Below are 18060 nucleotides of genomic sequence, written 5' to 3' on the forward strand. Positions count from 1 at the left end.
CGCCTGCAGGCGGCGCATGCAGCGCTGGTCGGGGATGGCTGAGGCGCCCCGCGCGCTTACTTGCCGCCCTTGCAGGGCATCCTCCTGGCGATCAGGACGCCGGCGAGCATGTGGCGCCGCCGCTGGTCACGGTCTCGGAAACCTTGCGTTCAACCATGCGCGGTCGCGACAGCCGGAGCGCCGCGCCGCTCGCGCAGGCGCAGGAACGGCTGCTCCACCGCGTAGTGCAGGACAGCCGCGAACAGCAGCGCCATGCCGGCATAGACGGCGAAGGCGAGCGGGCCACGCCCGTCCAGCAGCGCGCCGAACCACGCCTGGGTCAGATGGAACGCCGCCTTGTGGCTCAGGTACAGGCTGTAGGACACCGCGGCCAGCCAGGCCGCGCCCGGCACTCGGCAGCGCCCCAGCCATCCCTGGGTGGAGGCGCCGGCGCCGACCAGCAGCGCCAGTCCCAACGACAGCACCGGCCAGCCGATGGTATTGCCGAGCAGGCCGGTGCGGTCGCGGAACAGCCACATCGCCAGCGCACAGACCACGATGCCGGCAAGCGCCACGACGCTGGCGTGACGCTGCAGCCGCTGCCAGTGCTGCGGCCGGAAGGTCTTCAGCACCGCCAGCGCCACTCCCGCCAGCAGGCCGTCCAGGCGGTTCCAGGTGGGGTAGTAGAGATCCTCGATGAACCAGTTGCGCTGCAGCCCGGCACCGATGCGATCCAGCGCGCTGTCGTGCATCCAGATCGCACTGCGCAGGGCGATGCCGGCCAGCACCACGGCCACGCACAGCGCCACGAAACGCGGCGCCGATGGCCGCCGCAGCAGCCACGCCGCCAGCAGCGGAAACACCAGGTAGAAGTGCTCTTCCACGCACAGCGACCAGGCATGCGAGAACGCCTGCTGGTTGGCGTAGTCGATGCCCAGGTTGAGGGTGAAACTGGCGAACAGCCACCACGGCGCGATCCCGGGCGCTTCGCGGAAGCCGGGCCATGCCAGGTACAACGCCAGCACCACTGCGTACGCCGGCAGGATGCGGTAGGCGCGCCGCCGGTAGAACTCGCCGTAGCGCAGCCGCTCGCCGCGGGCCAGCGGCGCCAGTACCTGGCCGCCGATCAAAAAGCCGCTGAGCACGAAGAACAGGTCCACGCCCATCCAGCCATCGCGCGACAGCCACTCCCAATCCGGGCCCAGCCCGCCGACCACGAAGGAGTGGAACAACATCACCCAGACGATGGCGGTGGCGCGCAGCAGGTCGAGGCCGGGATAGCGCATCGTGGGACGGTGGCGGTGGGGAGCGCGCAGCTTACTGGTTGCATCGCCGGTTGCGGCAGCAGCCGTCTATCGACGCCCAAGCGATCGCGCCTGGAAGATGCAAGCCGCGGCGCCAGGCGGCCAACCCCAAGATTGCGTGCACGGGCGTACCCTCACCCCAACCCCTCTCCCGGGGGGAGAGGGGCTTGCGTGGGTCGCGCGCTGTCAGCCCAGCGGTTCGTCCGACAGGTAGGTGTAGCCGGTCAGGCCGGCCTCGAGCGCATCGGCCAGTTCCGTGGCCTGCGCGGCCGGCAACTGAGCGGCGGCGACGCGTTCGGCGTAGGCGGCGCGCAGGTCGTCCAGGCGGTAGCCGACGTAGTCCAGCATCACGTCGGTGGTGTCGCCGCGGCGCTGCTGGGCGATGCGGTAGCCGTCGCCGTCCACCGCCACTTCCACCGCGTCGGTGTCGCCGAACAGGTTGTGGATGTCGCCGAGGATCTCCTGGTAGGCGCCGACCAGGAAGAAGCCGATGCGGTAGCTCTCGCCCGGGCGCAGCGCGTGCAGCGGCAGCGAGCTGTCCAGGCTTTCGTTCTCGACGTAGGTCTTGACCATGCCGTCGGAATCGCAGGTCATGTCGCAGACCACGCCGCGCCGCGCCGGCGCCTCGTTCAGGCGCTCGATCGGCACGATCGGGAACACCTGGTCGATCGCCCACACGTCGGGAATCGATTCGAACACGCTGAAGTTGACGAAGTACTTGTCGACCAGACGCTCGTTGAGCTCGTCCAGCACCGGACGGTGGCTCTTTTCCTCATGGCTGAGCCGCGCCCGCACGCCATGGGCGATGGCGTAGAACAGGTCGTCGATGCGCGCGCGATGGGTCAGGTCGATCTGGCCCAGGGCGTAGCCGCTGAGGCCTTCGGCATGGAAATGCTGCGCCTCCTGGAACAGTTCCACCGCCGGGCGCTGGTCCAGTTCGGCATGGATCTCGCGCAGGTGGCGGATCGCCGCCGGTTCGTCATCGTGCGCGTCGGGCACGCGGCCTTCCGGCGCCTGCTCCACCTCGGACACGTTGGCGATCAGCACGGCGTGGTGCGCGGTCATCGCGCGCCCGCACTCGGTGACGATGCGCGGCGGCGCCAGGCCGTGCTCTTCGCAGGCGCTGGCCAGCGGCTGCACGATGTTGCTGGCGTAGGAATGCAGGCCGTAGTTGATCGAGCAATAGCTGCGCGAGCGGGTGCCTTCGTAGTCGATGCCCAGGCCGCCGCCGACGTCGACGTGGCTGATCTTCGCGCCCAGCTTGGACAGCTCGACGAAGTAGCGGGTGGCCTCGCGCATGCCGTTGGCGATGTCGCGCACGTTGGAGATCTGCGACCCCATGTGGAAGTGCAGCAGGTTCAGCGCGTCGGCGTATTCGGTGTCGCGCAGGGTCTTCCACAGGTCCAGCACCTGCCGCGGCGACAGCCCGAACTTGGCCTTGTCGCCACCGCTGTTCTGCCACTTGCCCGCGCCCAGCGAGGCCAGGCGCATGCGCACGCCCAGGCCCGGCTTCACGTCCAGCGCGCGCGCCTCCTCCAGCACCAGCTTCAGCTCCGACGGCTTCTCGATGACGATGAAGGTCTGCAGCCCGAGCTTGCGCCCGATCAGCGCCAGACGGATGTACTCGCGGTCCTTGTAGCCGTTGCACACGATCAGCCCGCCCGGCCGCGACAGCGCCAGCACCGCCATCAGTTCCGGCTTGCTGCCCGCCTCCAGGCCGAAGCCCTCGCCCTGGTGGCTGGCCAGGGTGCCGGCCACGCCGCGGTGCTGGTTGACCTTGATCGGGTACACGGCGGTGTAGCCGCCGCTGTAGTCCCAGTCGGCCTGGGCCTGGGCGAAAGCGGCCTGCAGCTTGCCCAGGCGCTCGCCGAGGATGTCCGGGAAGCGCACCAGCATCGGCAGCTTGGCCCCGGCCGCGCGCGCGGCGTCCACCACCTCCGGCAGCGCGATCGCCACGCCGTCGGCGCCCTGCGGCCGCACCACCACCCGGCCGGCCGCGTCCACGTCGAAGTACCCGTCGGCCCAGTGCGGGATCGAGTAGGTCTTGCGGGCTTGGTCGAGGGACCAATCGCTCATCGTGGCGGCTCGGCTGAGGGAAAAAGGGCGTGGATTGTAACCCCTGCTACGCGTGGGGTCCGTTACAATCCGCGCCGTTCCGACGCCCTCGGCTCCTGGTGGAGCCGGGCCGGGTTCGCGGGCGCCTGGTGTGGCTTGAGTGCGCGGGGCCGCGTCCGGAGGGTGCGGCGACAGCATCGGGTAGCTTGGCTGCACGTGCTGCGCCCGGCCCTCATCCGGGGAGGTGTCGTAACAGCCTCGTGTGACCTGGCTGCATGAGGCTGCGCCCGACCCTCATCCGGCGAGGTACGGTAACAGCGTCGCGTGGCTTGGCTGCATGAGGCTGCGCCCGACCCTCATCCGGCGCTTCGCGCCACCTTCTCCCGGGGGAGAAGGAAACGCTGCATTCTTTTTGCTTTCCTAGGACATTCCATGAGCGCCAACGACAACTGGTACATCGAACACTTCCAGCCCACCGGCTCGGCCATCGGCTACCGCATCACCGGCAAGCTGGACGAGGTGCAGTCGCCGTTCCAGAAGATCGAGATCTACGACACCACCGACTGGGGCAAGCTGATGGTGATCGACGGCGCGGTGATGCTGACCACGCGCGACAACTTCTTCTACCACGAGATGATCAGCCACCCGGCGCTGTTCACCCACGCCGCGCCCAAGCGCGTGGTGATCATCGGCGGCGGCGACTGCGGCACCCTGCGCGAAGTGCTCAAGCACCCGGGCGTGGAAAGCGCCACCCAGTGCGACATCGACGAGCAGGTCACGCGCATGGCCGAGAAGTACTTCCCGGAACTGTGCGACTCCAACAACGACCCGCGCGCCGAGTTGCTGTTCGACGACGGCGTGGCCTACATGGCCAACTGCCCGGCCGGCAGCGTGGACATCGTCATCGTCGACTCCACCGACCCGGTCGGCCCGGCCGAAGGCCTGTTCAACAAGGCCTTCTACGAGAGTTGCTTCAAGGCGCTGAAGGACGACGGCATCCTGGTGCAGCAGTCCGAGTCGCCGCTGGCGCTGCTGGACCTGATCAAGGAAATGCGCACGGAAATGGGCAAGGCCGGCTTCGCCAGCTTCCACACCGTGCCGTTCCCGCAGCCGTGCTACCCGACCGGCTGGTGGAGCGTGACCATGGCGCGCAAGCAGGGCGGCTTCGACTTCCGCCAGGACGACGCCGCGGCCAAGCCGTTCGCCACCCGCTACTACAGCGCGCACCTGCACACCGGCACCCAGGTGCTGCCGCCGTTCGTGGCCGAGGCGCTGGGCGGCTAAGGCACCGTCCTCCGTCGGCATCGGCGCGCGCCTGACGTGCGCCGATGCCGCGGAGCGCCGGCGCTGTCGGGGCCCTCGGCAAGGCCGGCCCCCAACGCGTGCGCATCCGCATCGACAGGCGCGCTGCATCGCGCATGGCATCGCCTCGCCGGTTGCCGCGATCGCGCGCTGTAGGCGCCAAACGATGCCGCACGCCATGGCCCGCGCGTGCGACGATGCGCCGGCCTCCATCGCACACACCGCGAGCCTGCCATGCGCTCCCAGACGACGTCGCCGTGGACCCTGTGCGCGCTGGCCGCGATCGGCTTCGTCGTCGCCTGCGTCGCCCACGAAGCGGTGGGCCATGGCCTGGCCTGCCTGGGCAGCGGCGGCACCGTCCGCTGGCTCACGTCGGTGTACTTCCGCTGCCAGCCCGGGCGCCCCTTCGTCGATGCCGCCGGCCCGCTGGCGAATCTATGCGTGGCCGCAGCCTGCATCCTGGCGGCACGCCGCCGTCGCGCGGACACGCCGCGCCTGGCGCTCGCGCTGATCGCCGCCTTCAACGGACTGTGGGGCGCCGGCTACCTGCTGTTCTCCGCGGTCACCAATGACGGGGACCTCGCCTTCGTCCTGCGCGATCTCGCCCTGCAGCCGGCCTGGGTCTGGCGGCTGGGGATGGGACTGGCCGGTGCCTGGCTGTATCTGCAGGTGCTGCGCGCCATCGCCCCGTGGCTGCCGAAAGGCAGGCCAATGCTGGCGGCCTACGCCACTGCCGGCACGGTGGCCTGCGTGAGCGTGCTGTTCCATGCCGGGCCGGTGCTGCCGGCACTGCGCGAGGCGGCGCAGGAAGGCCTGTTGGCACCGATCGGCCTGGTGGTCATCGCGCTGTCGCGCCGGTCGCGCGCGCCACTGCCGCTACCGTCCAGCCGCGCCACGGTCGTCGTGGCGGTGGTGGTGGTTGCGACGTTCTGGCTCACCCTCGGCCGCGGCTACGGCGGCGTCTGAGTCGCCGGCTGACGCGCAGCGTGCCTGACCTATCCAACTGGCCCGCCACGCCTGTAGGGGCGGTTTCAGCCGCGACAGGTTCTATCGGGAACGCCCATCGCGGCTGAAACCGCTCCTACACGACACCGTCCATGCCACGGCGATGCAGGCGCGGTGACTGCGTTACAGCGCGTCCGCGTCCAGTTCGCCGGTGCGGATCCGCACCACCGTGCCCAGGTCGTAGACGAACACCTTGCCGTCGCCGATCTTGCCGGTGGCGGCGGCCTTGACGATGGCCTCGACCACGCGCTCGACCTGGTCCTCGCTGACCGCCACTTCCAGTTTCACCTTGGGCAGGAAATCGACCACGTACTCGGCGCCGCGATACAGCTCGGTGTGGCCCTTCTGCCGGCCGAAGCCCTTGACCTCGGTGACGGTGATGCCGGCCACGCCCTGCGCGGCGAGCGCCTCGCGCACGTCGTCGAGCTTGAACGGCTTGATCACGGCCATGATCATCTTCATGCGGCGTTCTCCAATCACAATGGCCTCAGGATAGCGCGGTTGCGCGATCGACGGCCGTCGGGTTCAATGGCCGCGCGCCCCCAACGCCGGAATTTTCCGACAGCGCGCCGCGTCCGATCCCGATGGTCCCGACCCGCCGGATACCGCAGTCTGACGCCACCTGCCGGAGCACAGCCATGATCGACCTCAACCATCTCGACGACCTCGCCCGCCGCCTCAGCGATCTGGTGCCGCCGGGCCTGCGCCAGTCCCGCGACGAACTGCAGAGCACCTTCAAGAGCGCGCTGCAGGCCGGGCTGGGCAAGCTCGACCTGGTCACCCGCGAGGAATTCGAAGTGCAGCGCGCAGTGCTGCTGCGCACCCGCGAGAAGCTCGAAGCGCTGGAGCGCAGCGTCGCCGCGCTGGAAGCGGCACGCAGCGGGCAGTCGCCCAGCCCCACCGCCTGATCCACCCGCCACCATGAGCCTGGCGCTGGTGCACAGCCGTGCCCGCGCGGGGGTGCTTGCGCCTCCGGTTCGGGTCGAAGTCCATCTGTCCGGCGGCCTGCCGACCACGCAGATCGTCGGCCTGCCCGAGGCGGCGGTACGCGAGTCGCGCGATCGCGTCCGCGCCGCCCTGCTCTGCGCGCAGTACGAATTTCCGGCACGGCGGATCACCGTCAACCTGGCGCCGGCCGACCTGCCCAAGGAGGGCGGTCGCTTCGACCTGCCGATCGCGCTGGGCATCCTCGCCGCCGCCGGCCAGCTCGACCCGCAGGTGCTCGGCCAGTACGAATTCCTCGGTGAACTGGCCTTGACCGGCGAACTGCGCCCGGTCGACGGCGTCCTGCCGGCCGCACTGGCCGCCGCCCAGGCTGGGCGCACCCTGATCGTCCCGGCCGACAACGGCGCCGAGGCCGCACTGGCGCAACACGTGCAGGCCTACACCGCACGCACCCTGCTGGAAGTCTGTGGATTGCTCAACGGCAGCAAGACCCTGCCCGCGGCCACCGCGCCGCCCACGGTCGCCGCGCCCTTTCCCGACCTGAGCGACGTGCGCGGCCAGGCGCAGGCGCGGCGCGCCCTGGAGATCGCCGCGGCCGGGCATCACCACCTGTTGCTGATCGGCAGCCCCGGCTGCGGCAAGACCCTGCTGGCCTCGCGCCTGCCCGGGATCCTGCCCGAGGCCAGTGAAGCCGAGGCCCTGGAGAGCGCTGCCATCGCTTCAGTCAGCGGCCGCGGTGTGGACCCGGCGCGCTGGCGGCAACGCCCCTACCGCGCACCGCACCACACCGCCAGCGCGGTGTCGCTGGTCGGCGGCGGCACTCATCCGCGCCCGGGCGAGATCTCGCTGGCGCACCACGGCGTGCTGTTCCTGGACGAACTGCCGGAGTGGAACCGGCATGCGCTGGAAGTGCTGCGCGAGCCGCTGGAATCGGGCCAGGTGACCGTGTCGCGCGCGGCGCGCAGCGCCGAGTTTCCCGCGCGCTTCCAACTGGTGGCGGCGATGATCCTAATGGGTACTAGCATATATTCTGAGTGCGTCATACGTCTGTTAGAGGCTGAAATTACGCCGAGAACTTAATTCCTAGCTTGGAGACTCTCGGTCAAACCACCACCAAGTGGGCATGAAGCTCTAGCAAGGATTGAAAGCCAAGCGCCTACGTCTCGTATCTTTCTCAGCCTAGCCGCCCCAGGCTTTGTGAGAAAGTGGGTTTGGGGGATTTCGCTGGAGCGACGCCCCGCATCTAACAGGCGACCAGGTGCCTGATCTAACCTGCCCTCCTTTACAGCATCCACGGGGCTTAGAGTCGCTAACAACACCTAGTTGAACACAGATTTGCAGGTGGCAAAATTGGCGGCATGGCTCGTCGCAAGGATGTCCCCGCCACGCTGTGGAAGCGCATCGAACCGCTAGTCCCGTCAGTAAAGCCCTCGCCCAAAGGAGTGCTGCATTGCGTGAGCGATCAGCAAACTCTCAACGGCATCGTCTATGTCCTGCGTACTGGCATCCATGGGAAGAACTGCCTCTGGAATTGGGCTACGGCAGCGGCATGACCTGTTGGCCCCGGTTGCGAGACTGGCGGGCCGCCAGCGTCTGGCGTCGCTTGCATCGAGTCCTGCTGGCCCAATTGCGGCGAGCCGACAAGCTGGATCTGAGCCGAGCCAACCTGGACGCTGTAGCTGTCTGATCGCCGAGCCGGCCAGCCACGCCGGCATCGAGCACACGACCGGCCGAGGCTGCTGAAATGCCCAGCCCGCACTTCCCTGGCGCTGCATCTGGTCGGCGCAGTGGACCTGCAGGGTGGCCACACTATCCTGCCTTGCCCGACCTAGTGCTGCAGCTGGTGGCTGGACATCTATCACCCGTGACGTGAGTGCAACGCCGCCATTGAACGGAAGACTCAGGCTTGATCGTCGGAATGCAAGTCCTCGGCATGCGGATTGCCACGGTCCACGTCGGCACTGAGCTGCATGGCCATGCGCTGCAACTATCGTGGGCACGCATGGCCATCCTGCTACAGGTCGCATCGGCCGCCAACTCTATCAATTGCAACTTCTGTCAAAAACAAAAAACCCGGCCTAAGCCGGGTTTCTCTGAATCAAGCTGCGTCAGGCGACCTTTTTGACGATCTGGCTGACACGACCAGCACTGATGCAAAAGATCTTTGCCACATCCTTCTGAGGGGCTCCGCGGGCAACCGCATCCTTGATTTCCAGATCCCGGATGCGTTTTTCGGCAGATTTGTGGCGAGCGTTGCTGACAGAGTTGATGATGCCAACCTGCTGTTGAAGTCCTTTCACTTTCCGCTCAAGTTCTTTGATGCGGTAGGCCTGTTCACGACTTTCTTTGGACATGTTACTATCCTCCTCAGAGGGCTATGGTTTCGGTTTGTCACCGATGTAACTTCTTGCAGGAAGGTCGGTGACGGAAAGAAGCATACCCTCTTTTTTGTTGCCCCGCAATCAGGTTTAGTCGAAAATTAGTTCAACTTTAGTTTTCTAGAAAAAAGTCCTTTTATATCAACAACATAAGTTCACAGTTGGCCCTGACTCAGGGCATTGTCTAACTCCAGCTGTGCTCGCACTAGTCCTTAGGGGGTGTTGGCGCCTATAGCTTTACCTAAGAAAGGGAAGGGGTGATATCTTGGTGCCGCAGCTGGCGCCCCTCTTTACCTCACCGAGTGGCCAAGCCGTCGGCGTCGAGCATGCAGCCTGGCCGCGGCAGCTGGATTGACGCGTCTGCGCTACCTTAGCTGTCCTGCAACTGATTGGCGCGGTGGATTTGCAGGTCGCCGCTGCCCAGAAAGGTGCAGCAGTTTGTGACCGCGACTGCTATCCCCCTTGGCGTACGTTGAATGCCGGCATCTGTACCAGCCTGGAGCCGCCTGATCGCCGAGCTGGCCAGCGCCGCCGACATCGAACAAGCGGCCTAGCTGCGGCCGCAGGAATGCCCAGCGATGCTTCCTGGTGCTGCAGCTGGTCGACGCAATGGCTCTGCAGCCGGCCACACTGGCCGCCCGGCCGCCGATCGCCGGCAAGCCAGGGCACCCACAACGTTAGCCAGGCAAACTGCACGCTGATAAGACCCACGACATCGACCGTTCGTTGCCGCCAGGGCACACGGCTAGATCACAATGGATTCGGCCCTAGACGTAGACATCAAAGCGCTGCTGACATGCTGTGCGGCTATCTCAGCATCTTGAACCGAAGTAGTGCTGCTAAACCCAAAGCGAATGACCTGCATCGCCTCTACCTCATTCATGCCAATTGCCCTAAGCACATGAGACGCTTTGAAGTCACCAGAGGCACATGCCGATGAGGGCGATGCAGACAGTTCAGTTTGCAGGCGATCTAGGAGATCGCGCGCCTCGGTGCCAGGAAAACGGATGCTCCTAAGCCCCGGTAGGCTGCTCCGTGTTGATCCCATGATCTCGAAAGTCACTCCGCCATCTGTCAGTACACGTGTGAACGCGTTAGCAGCACGCTCTGCCGCTAGAATGCGCCTGGCTCGTTCAACGGACACCAAGTCGCACGCCGCGCCAAAGCCCACTGCTAGGAAGACCGGAATGGTTCCTGAGCGTAGTCCACCTTGCTGACCACCGCCATGAATAAGTGGAGTCAGCTCATTCTTCAAACCATCGGCCACAAACAGCGCTCCGATACCTGCTGGCCCACCGATCTTGTGTGAGGAGAGCGTGGCGAGGTCTATCCCCTCGCTCACGTCGATGTCGAGCCAGGCCAAGCTCTGGCTGACGTCCAAGTGGAACAGCGCACCATGCGCATGCGCAGCGGCGGCTAGTGGCGCAATCGCTTGGACCGTGCCTATTTCATTGTTGGCGTGAATCACTGATACCAGCGAACGCACCCGTCCCGCGAGCATAATCGCCTGGCCAATCGCCAAAGGATCGATGTGTCCTTGACGGTCGACCTCGACCTCCTGAACCCGCGCGCCAAGCTCACTCAGGGCGATCGCGACTTCTCTGACGCAAGGATGCTCTATTGCGCTGTAAATGAGTGCGCCCACGTCTGCGCGCCCACGTAGATAGCCTTGCAAGGCAAGATTGCTTGCCTCCGTCGCCCCGGAGGTGAAGATGATCTCCTCCGGCGATGCCCCAATGAGCCGAGCGACCGAGTGTCCGGCTTGCTCGACTGCCCTCGCAGCTAAGCGTCCGTGGATGTGATCCGAATGTGGGTTGGCGTGCTGCTCTCGAAGCCAGGGCAGCATCGCGTCCACAACTTCGGGGCGAGGAGGCGTGCTTGCATTGTGATCGAGATACAGAGGACGTCGGCCGCTCACATTGCCTCCAGATGAACTTCTCTAATTAGGGACCTACTTGTGGCATACCAAGCAAGCCTTGCTAGCCGAGAACGCTTCTTCAAACTCCAAGCCCTCGGGCTGACATCCAGCAGGCCGCAGCGGATTTGGCTTCACCCGCGCTCTTGCCCGCGCCCTTCGTCGCTCATGCTCATTCTTGATAGCCGCGATGCGCTCAGGCCGTTCCAACTCAGTCAGCGACTCGCTGTCGCTCCAAGTGAACGGTGAACCATGCTCTAAGGCATTCTTCTCATATCGCTTGGCTTCTTCAAACGCCTCTGGATGCCGCTCTTTAAGCCTAACCCATTCGATCTTTTGCTGGAAAAAACAAAAGGTGCAGCCACTACGAGAACGCCAGTCGTAATAGCGAGGCAACCCAATGCCCGCGCCGTCCAGGAGCTCAAGGACGCCCGCATGGTCTACCGCCGCGGTACGAAATGGCAGATGTACCGTTAGGTTTTCGTGCGCTGAATCATAACCCTCGCGATGGGCCTCATCCGCACGTATAGCAACATAGCTATGTACTGTGTCGCCCGCAGCTAGCCAAGGCTTGATCCATTCCCGAAACGGCGCCAGTTTTAGCTGCCTTGTACACCAGCGAGTGCGGGGAGAGGGTAGGAAATTTCCATATTCGCGCAACCAGAAGTCAAAGTCTCTATCGGGGTTAAGGCGCTGAATAGGACGCCCAAGGAACCCTTCTAGCTTCCCCAGAAACTCGTGGACCTCTTTGAGTTCCTTGCCGGTGTCGGTGAAAAAGTATTGGATGTCCAGTTCAGGGTGATGTAGTCGCATATAGACAGCCAAAGCGGCACTGTCCTTTCCACCTGACAAGCCCAATACGTGCCGCTCAGTCATCACTACCTTCCCGCTGCCGAAGCAGCTCTGTGCCCGCCTCCACCAAAGCCGCCAAAAAGATATCAGGCTTGATCTTGCCGCCCGATGCTTCCAAAAGACGCTTGGCTAAAGCCGAGACCACCTTCTTCTCCTGCACACTCACGTCGAACACATGCGACACGGTTTGGCCGCCACCGAAGACTACGGCAAGTGCTTGACGGGACGCATCGCGCCCTTGGACCATGGCAAGTGCTTCTACCTGGCGAAATTCGAACGCCCACTTGGCAAGCTGAATAACAGCGCCATCCAGATCGTGATCGGTGAAGCCCATAGGTGGCTTGCTCACGGCAAGCGAAATCATGCCTTCGATGTCAGGCAACGTGCCGTTATAGGTCTTCAAGCGGCTTGCAAACGCATCAAGCTGGAAATTTCCTGTGATGCCTTGCACGACCAAAGCGCGTTGCGCCAACCGCTTGAAATCGCCCTGGTGATCAAGGGCGGCGAACAACTGTCCTTCCAAAGCACGTAGCGATGTCGGATAGGCACCTTCCAACTCCTTCACCACTTCGCCGATGCGCGACACGAGTAAATCGGCATCGTGTGTCCCCAGCATCTCGGGCAAGTCCGAGAAGATGACCTTGATCGGGTCGGAGGCGCGCAACAGCAGCGTGCGGACCGCGCGCGCGCGCTCCGACACCCGTGCAGTGCGCTGTGTCCAGGCGGGCAACGCAAGGGCCTGGGATACTAGTGCGCGCGCCGAGTCCAAAGGATCAGCCGATACGGGACGACCCACAGCAACTTCCAGCTGATCAGCAAGCCGTCCAAGCAAACGCTTTGCGGAAGCATCTACCCGCACCCATTTCCAGGAAATGCGCTTAGGATCTTGCAACCACTCATCCACGTTGGCATCGGTCAGCTCGGCCGTGAATGTACCTTCCACATAGACTGCAACTCGGCTGCGATTGGCAAGCAAGAAGCTCAGTGCAATGATGGGCATCACGCCATGCTTTAAACCAAAGGGCGCCTTGCGCCATAGCGCATATACATCAGCAAGCGAGACGGCATCACTTGCCTGTTCAAGCATTTCAGTAGTGGCCGCCCAGAGCGCAACAAGCGACTCCGAACGTGGGCCCTTGTTCCGGTCAGGCGAATGGAACCCCCAATTCGCGCCCACCTTGGCGTGCATACCAAGTTCAGCCACGATAGTGTAGTAAAGACCTGCATCCGCTGGAAAGCCTTCATATCCCAGCCGCGCTTCGGAACCGAAATTCAGCATGCGGTGGAGCAAGTTCCGTTGCGCCTTGGCTGCGCTGGACGAGAGTGCATCACGGTTGACCAACTCGCTGTGGATAACCGGGGTTCCCCCGAATGCCTCACCGCACACTGCACTAGCCAGTGGCGATAGTCCGTGCGAAGCATCCGATTTGAAGCGACGACCAGCACAATACCAGTGCGCGTCTCCAAATGCCTCGGACAGGTCGCCGGCCAGGTCTGATCGCACTTGCCGCAGGCGTGCCTCAACTTCACGCCGAGCCACCGAGTCGCCTTCCAGCTCAGGCTTGTTCTTGGCTACGTACTCCAATGCCGCCAACTCTGCGGCACGCTCCATGATGCCGCTCTGGCCATGTGGAACGCCGTAGAAAATGACCTCTCCACTATCGGCTTGCTGCGAGAGCTCTGCCGCAAGCTTGTCAGCCTTGGCATCGGACATCTCAGCCGTGGGCAGGAGCAGCACGAACCGACCTACCCGCGCGGCACTCTTACGATCCGGCATGCGACGTTTTGCGTCAGAAGCCGGCACAACTTCTCGCTCAAACCACCTGAGAGTGCCCGTGTCAACGTAGTGACGACGAGCCGAAACCGCAGGAAGCGGAGCTATGGCTTTGAGCTGCTCAAAGTCAACTGAGCCAATCGTTTGTAGTGCTGCAGAGACCGATGCCTCGATGTCGAAATCGCTACCCGCAAATACGCCCCAAGCGCCCGTATGCTTGCGGTAGATGAGCACACTCGCTCGGGCCAAATCATTCAGCGCGCTTTCAACTTCCTTTCTGGTCCAACCAAGCACACAGTCGGCCAGGACGTCCGTTTCAGCCGAGACACCGGACCCATTACGGAACAACTCGATCAGCCCAGCAGTTTTCACTAGTGAGACATGCGGCTCATCAAAACGCGCTTCGACGCGCTCAACCGCCTCGGCAGTAATCGCCCAACGATGTCCGTCAGGTGAATTCAAAATTGCGCTTTCGAGGTTGGCCCGCAGGTAATTCCAAAACATCGCGGGGGTGTAGTAGACCTCAGGGACATCCCATTCCCCACCAGCTAGGAAATCGCGAAATCCAAGAGGTTCAGCGGAAGTAAGAAAGCCAAAAACACTACGCTCGTTCTGGCCGAACTTGCGACGCGAGCTTGGTCCCAACAACGCGGCCGTGACTGGATGCAGCGGCCAGCACTTATCCAGAGCCTCAGCAAGATTGGTCGGTGAAGAGGGGCGGCGGCGCTGGATGGAAGCGGCAATGTGCTTGGACACTCGCTGCGATTTTGGATGCGCCACTTTTGTCTCGATCGCGCGCCCAATCAGATCCAGAACTTCATCAGTGCCAGCTACAATCGGGATATCGACATAGCGGCCCTGAACCTTGGCCCATTCTTCGCGCACTTCCCGTCCAAACCTAGAGGCATATTGTTCAAAGGATTGGTGGAGTACACCCACTACAACGAACCTGCCATTGCTTCGGCTCGCAGCTTCGGCGAGTTCCTGATAGAAGAAGATGTCGTCCCCCGTTGAAGCCGCTGCTTCCAAGAACTTACCCAGTTCATCGAGGATTAGCAGCACACCGCCGTGCTCACCTGTCTCTGCGCGTCGCGCCAGCTCAGCAATGATGTCGCGCCGACCATCGCGCATGGGGCGTCGACCACGCACGGGCGCATGCGTGTCCAGCGCATCGCCGATCGCGTCTTCCACCGACGCGCGGCGACCTACCACGGGAAGGACCAACCAAGGCTTTCGGCTGCCAAAGACATGGGCGATCGGCTCGTTGGGATGGACCAGAAGGATCTCCTTAGCTTTGCGGCGCCCAGATATATCGCCACCCGCAAGCGCTGCCAGAGCCAAAGCTAGGGAGGACTTGCCGCCGCCATAGGGACCCGTCCAGGTGAAAGCCCGTTGCTGAGTCTGGGCAACATGCTTTGCCACTACTTCCAGCGCATGACGTGGGCTTGCCTGCAAGACGTAGCCGTCTAAGGCGTCCGATTGGTCAAAGTCCGCATCCAACCGCACCGAGCGCTGAAATTTCGCTTTAACACGAACCTGTGATGCCAGGTCAGCGCGCATAAGCCCTCCGCAGCAACTTCATAGCGGAGCGCGGGTCCAAACGACCATTAGGACGACTGATTTGACGCAAGCCTGCGCTGTCCGTCCAGACCATCGCACCATCTGACACTTCTTCCAGGCTCATCAGTCGCTCTGCGACCGAAGCTTCATCCAGCTTAAAGACCCGTCCCGGCGAGCCGAAGTCGTGCGCGATGGCTTCAAATGACAGCGTGTTCTGCGATGAGCCGGTCGCCTCCTCCCAGCGATCCCAGAATTGACTCAACGCGAAAGCGAACAAAGCATCGGGCAAATTTGGCTTGGGTCCGCGACGGAACTGGAAAGTGCCCGAGGGTCCTTCTGTGATCAATGACAGCTCGGCCAGCAGTGGCTCAGCGGCATCGTCCACTTCCTTCCCGTCCCGTCGTGTGAGGTAACAACGCAGACACACTTCAACGTCGCGTTTGAGTGTAATCAGTGAGACCCGACTGCGTTTCTCGCTCACCACCTGAGACAAGGCGAGCACGATCACGTCGCGATCAAAGCTTTGCGACGTGATGCGGTTGAAGACCCAATACCACGTCGTGGAGCGCGCAGCCATACCTGCCAACATCCAATGCACAAGCCACGCGGTGGCGGGCCGTTCAAGGTAGGGGTCTACTGCATGCTTGCCGAAGAGCATCTCGCCGAGCGGCGCTGTCTGCAAGGTGTTGCCTGCACCTTCTTCGAGCACCCCGGACGCAAGCGCCCAATGCCGGATCGCCGACACCATGTTCTTGCCTACGCCAAAGCGCCGGATGGCCGCTTCTTCACCGAAGACGTTGCCTGAGGTGTCCTCGGCAACAGCGAAATAAGCCTTGCGAAGCCAGAGCTGTCGCAGCGGAAAGGTCTCATGCCCTGAGAATTGGAGCTTGTCCGGTAGTCGAGCGATAGCCATGAGGCATTCTAACTGGCGACGTCCGCCAGTGGCTACCTCGCGCTGGACAAGTCGTCCAGTTGAGGCCGTCTGCATCAATCCTGCCGGCCACAAAATATCCGCAATTAAATCAAACACTTAAGATGATCCCACTGTCGTGAGCACCCAGCCTATCGCGTCGATATCGCAAAGAGTGAGATGAATTTGGCCGATCTTTCGCCACCGCGCTCGATCAAGAGGTAACCGGCCTACGGATCAAGTGGGACGCCATTCCTAGTTTTTGTAGGCAGACATCGAGACTCTGCCTAGTCCAACAACAACAGATGATCGAGAGCCTCGTCGAGCGTCGGGAAAGCGCGCTCGGAGCATTGGCGGACCATTTCAAAGTAGTGCTTCACCAACGGATCTTCGACCTGATCGACCATGAAGATCCTCTTGCCTAAGGCCTTCGCAAATCCGACTTCCAGCGCCAGCGAATAGCCGCCAGGATTGGAGGCCTCCATGTTCGCCAAAACGATGTCGGATTGGCGAACGGCCTCCAAGTCCCATCGCGTGTACTCGGCAGGATCCTGGATGTTGTGTGTGCTAGGGTCGAGCAGCTGAAACGCTCCAGCTAGTCGTTCCGCAACTTGAGCCTGCCAATTCGATCTGAATCCGCCAGCCAGATAGATTTTTCTAAGGGACGGTTGAATTAGCATTGGCGCCCCTCTTGAACTTCAGCTCGGCGGCCGCGACCGGAAAGGGAGTCGTCATCGCGCGGCTGTAGAATACTTCGCCGTGCTTGAACAGCACTAACGCAGTGCCCAAGAGCAAAATTGCCTGAATGAGCCAAGGGGCAGCGTGATCGTAAGCAAAAAGCAACTGGGGAAAGAGCAAGGTGCACGCTGCAAAGTCCAACGCAAGGATCGCTAGAGCAGTCCCCACGCCATTGCAAAGCAGCGAGATGAACATGAACCTACGGCCCAACGAGGCAGCCTCTGTTGAAACCGAGAGGGCCATGCTCCGCAGGTCTTTGTACTCCCAGTTATTCGCGCCAGCCCCTGCCTGCTGGGCTTTGACTAGCTCGACGAACAACTCATAAGACTGCCGCATCTTTGCCCCGGCCTCATCGAAGGGCGTGGCGAGCCCGAAACTGGTGAGCAGCTTCTTTACTATCTGCTCATGAAGAGCAAGCAATGTGTGCCCGATCGCGAAGAGGACACCGGCGAATGTGAGGGACGCCGTGATCTTATCGCCGAGCTTAAATATCGATTGCAGTTGAACCGGGCCTAGATGCACTAGCACCAAGCCGACCGCCAAGACAGTGCCGGGCACCCACGCGCCGATCAAGTCGTTGAAAAATTTGGCTATCGTGTCCGCCGCTTCTTCAACCTTCATCGAGTGCCTCCCGTTCCGCGCCAGTGGCGATTGCAGCCACTGCAGCTTCGATATCCTGATCGGACAGGAACGGAGCCTGCGCGAAGACTAGACCCTGCTCACCATTGAGCTTGGCTGCCAAGTGCCCACGGCCTAGCAGCAGTTCGGCTCCAGGCCGGTCGAGCGCGATCTTGGAAGTCGCCTCGCTGGATACCTTCAAGATCAGGCGGTTTCCCAAGTTTTCGCGAAGCTGCATCGGCATCACATCCTTGTCGGGGCGCTGGGCAGCAAAGATCAAGTGGATGCCGGCCGCACGAGCCTTCACGCCTAAGCGCTGTACAGCCGCGCCCACAGCGCCCTTATAGGCGTCATCGAGCATCCAGTCTGCGAACTCATCGTGAATCAGGAACACCATCGGCAAGCGATCTTCTGCCGAAACCTTGGAGTTGTAGGTAGGAAGGTCGCGCGCGCGGGCTTTAGCGAATGCACGGTAGCGATCCTCCATTTCCTGCACCAACGCTTCGAGAACTTCGCTGGCTTTCTCCTTAGTAGTGACGATCTCGTCGCGCATGTGCGGCAAGTCTGCCAAAGGAGCGTAGTCAACGCCCATCTTGGGGTCGATTAAGATGATCTGCGCTAACTCTTTGTGGTTGGTCGCTGCGATGTCCAGAAGCAAGGCTTGAATCAGCACCGACTTTCCGCTACCCGTGGCTCCCGCCACTAGCGAATGCGGCTCCCGGGGG

General features: G+C 62.8%; 15 protein-coding genes and 1 pseudogene. 5 read left to right on the plus strand and 11 right to left on the minus strand.

What is annotated here, in order from left to right:
* Positions 1-149 precede the first annotated feature (149 nt).
* Both D183_RS0104930 and speA read right to left on the minus strand, forming a co-directional pair.
* Positions 150-1265 carry an acyltransferase family protein gene (locus D183_RS0104930; protein ID WP_017908017.1) on the minus strand — a complete coding sequence of 372 codons (1116 nt, stop codon included), beginning with the start codon at positions 1263-1265 and terminating at the stop codon, positions 150-152.
* A 204-nt stretch (positions 1266-1469) separates the two neighbouring features.
* The gene (gene speA, locus D183_RS0104935) at positions 1470-3359 is read right to left on the minus strand and encodes an arginine decarboxylase (protein ID WP_017908018.1); all 1890 of its coding nucleotides are present in this window, start codon (positions 3357-3359) and stop codon (positions 1470-1472) included.
* 411 nt (positions 3360-3770) lie between these two features.
* Here speA and speE point away from each other — a divergent pair, with 411 nt between their 5' ends.
* Both speE and D183_RS0104945 read left to right on the plus strand, forming a co-directional pair.
* Entirely contained in the window at positions 3771-4622 is an 852-nt protein-coding gene (speE, locus tag D183_RS0104940; protein WP_017908019.1) for a polyamine aminopropyltransferase, read from the plus strand.
* 252 nt (positions 4623-4874) lie between these two features.
* Positions 4875-5606 carry a hypothetical protein gene (locus D183_RS0104945; protein WP_017908020.1) on the plus strand — a complete coding sequence of 244 codons (732 nt, stop codon included), beginning with the start codon at positions 4875-4877 and terminating at the stop codon, positions 5604-5606.
* Between the two features lie 162 nt (positions 5607-5768).
* Here D183_RS0104945 and D183_RS0104950 read toward each other — a convergent pair whose 3' ends face one another.
* Complete coding sequence (locus D183_RS0104950; protein WP_010341856.1) at positions 5769-6107, minus strand: P-II family nitrogen regulator; 339 nt, start codon at positions 6105-6107, stop codon at positions 5769-5771.
* Between the two features lie 176 nt (positions 6108-6283).
* On the opposite strand from D183_RS0104950, the gene ubiK reads away from it, so the two are divergent.
* The 3 genes and pseudogenes from ubiK to D183_RS27725 form a co-directional block, all read left to right on the plus strand.
* The gene (ubiK, locus tag D183_RS0104955; RefSeq protein ID WP_017908021.1) at positions 6284-6553 is read left to right on the plus strand and encodes a ubiquinone biosynthesis accessory factor UbiK; all 270 of its coding nucleotides are present in this window, start codon (positions 6284-6286) and stop codon (positions 6551-6553) included.
* A 13-nt stretch (positions 6554-6566) separates the two neighbouring features.
* Entirely contained in the window at positions 6567-7670 is a 1104-nt protein-coding gene (locus D183_RS24030; protein ID WP_017908022.1) for a YifB family Mg chelatase-like AAA ATPase, read from the plus strand.
* A gap of 278 nt (positions 7671-7948) precedes the next feature.
* Positions 7949-8274, plus strand: a pseudogene (locus tag D183_RS27725) (transposase); the annotation flags it as partial.
* 424 nt (positions 8275-8698) lie between these two features.
* Here the strand turns inward: D183_RS27725 and D183_RS26310 are convergent.
* The 8 genes from D183_RS26310 to D183_RS0105020 form a co-directional block, all read right to left on the minus strand.
* Positions 8699-8944: a hypothetical protein gene (locus D183_RS26310; RefSeq protein WP_081613277.1), complete on the minus strand. Its 246-nt coding sequence runs from the start codon at positions 8942-8944 to the stop codon at positions 8699-8701.
* A 769-nt stretch (positions 8945-9713) separates the two neighbouring features.
* Positions 9714-10886, minus strand: a complete 1173-nt coding sequence (locus D183_RS26315; protein ID WP_081613278.1) for a cysteine desulfurase family protein — start codon at positions 10884-10886, stop codon at positions 9714-9716.
* Positions 10887-10919: 33 nt separating this feature from the next.
* Entirely contained in the window at positions 10920-11759 is an 840-nt protein-coding gene (locus tag D183_RS26320) for a phosphoadenosine phosphosulfate reductase family protein (protein ID WP_081613279.1), read from the minus strand.
* Positions 11752-15069: a hypothetical protein gene (locus D183_RS27335; protein WP_039726178.1), complete on the minus strand. Its 3318-nt coding sequence runs from the start codon at positions 15067-15069 to the stop codon at positions 11752-11754. Before D183_RS27335 ends, D183_RS26320 begins: the two co-directional genes overlap by 8 nt.
* Positions 15059-16099, minus strand: a complete 1041-nt coding sequence (locus tag D183_RS0105005) for a DUF4007 family protein (protein WP_232757214.1) — start codon at positions 16097-16099, stop codon at positions 15059-15061. Before D183_RS0105005 ends, D183_RS27335 begins: the two co-directional genes overlap by 11 nt.
* Positions 16100-16266: 167 nt before the next feature.
* On the minus strand, positions 16267-16659 hold the full coding sequence (locus tag D183_RS26325; RefSeq protein ID WP_081613280.1) for a nucleoside 2-deoxyribosyltransferase domain-containing protein: 393 nt from the start codon (positions 16657-16659) through the stop codon (positions 16267-16269).
* Positions 16637-17338, minus strand: coding sequence for a hypothetical protein (locus D183_RS0105015; RefSeq protein ID WP_017908032.1), 702 nt, complete (start codon positions 17336-17338; stop codon positions 16637-16639). The genes D183_RS26325 and D183_RS0105015 overlap by 23 nt, the downstream gene beginning before the upstream one ends.
* Positions 17328-18060, minus strand: a 733-nt coding sequence (locus tag D183_RS0105020) for an FtsK/SpoIIIE domain-containing protein (protein WP_157835177.1), incomplete at its 5' end; no start/stop codon positions are given. The genes D183_RS0105020 and D183_RS0105015, both read right to left, overlap by 11 nt.

Source organism: Xanthomonas sp. SHU 199, from assembly GCF_000364665.1.
Lineage (GTDB): Bacteria > Pseudomonadota > Gammaproteobacteria > Xanthomonadales > Xanthomonadaceae > Xanthomonas_A > Xanthomonas_A sontii.

What these genes read in the sequence shown, in the direction of transcription:
- D183_RS0104930 (WP_017908017.1), bottom strand. Translation starts at nt 1,265, where the DNA reads ATGCGCTATCCCGGCCTCGACCTGCTGCGCGCCACCGCCATCGTCTGG.
- speA (WP_017908018.1), bottom strand. Translation starts at nt 3,359, where the DNA reads ATGAGCGATTGGTCCCTCGACCAAGCCCGCAAGACCTACTCGATCCCG.
- speE (WP_017908019.1), top strand. Translation starts at nt 3,771, where the DNA reads ATGAGCGCCAACGACAACTGGTACATCGAACACTTCCAGCCCACCGGC.
- D183_RS0104945 (WP_017908020.1), top strand. Translation starts at nt 4,875, where the DNA reads ATGCGCTCCCAGACGACGTCGCCGTGGACCCTGTGCGCGCTGGCCGCG.
- D183_RS0104950 (WP_010341856.1), bottom strand. Translation starts at nt 6,107, where the DNA reads ATGAAGATGATCATGGCCGTGATCAAGCCGTTCAAGCTCGACGACGTG.
- ubiK (WP_017908021.1), top strand. Translation starts at nt 6,284, where the DNA reads ATGATCGACCTCAACCATCTCGACGACCTCGCCCGCCGCCTCAGCGAT.
- D183_RS24030 (WP_017908022.1), top strand. Translation starts at nt 6,567, where the DNA reads ATGAGCCTGGCGCTGGTGCACAGCCGTGCCCGCGCGGGGGTGCTTGCG.
- D183_RS26310 (WP_081613277.1), bottom strand. Translation starts at nt 8,944, where the DNA reads ATGTCCAAAGAAAGTCGTGAACAGGCCTACCGCATCAAAGAACTTGAG.
- D183_RS26320 (WP_081613279.1), bottom strand. Translation starts at nt 11,759, where the DNA reads ATGACTGAGCGGCACGTATTGGGCTTGTCAGGTGGAAAGGACAGTGCC.
- D183_RS27335 (WP_039726178.1), bottom strand. Translation starts at nt 15,069, where the DNA reads ATGCGCGCTGACCTGGCATCACAGGTTCGTGTTAAAGCGAAATTTCAG.
- D183_RS26325 (WP_081613280.1), bottom strand. Translation starts at nt 16,659, where the DNA reads ATGCTAATTCAACCGTCCCTTAGAAAAATCTATCTGGCTGGCGGATTC.
- D183_RS0105015 (WP_017908032.1), bottom strand. Translation starts at nt 17,338, where the DNA reads ATGAAGGTTGAAGAAGCGGCGGACACGATAGCCAAATTTTTCAACGAC.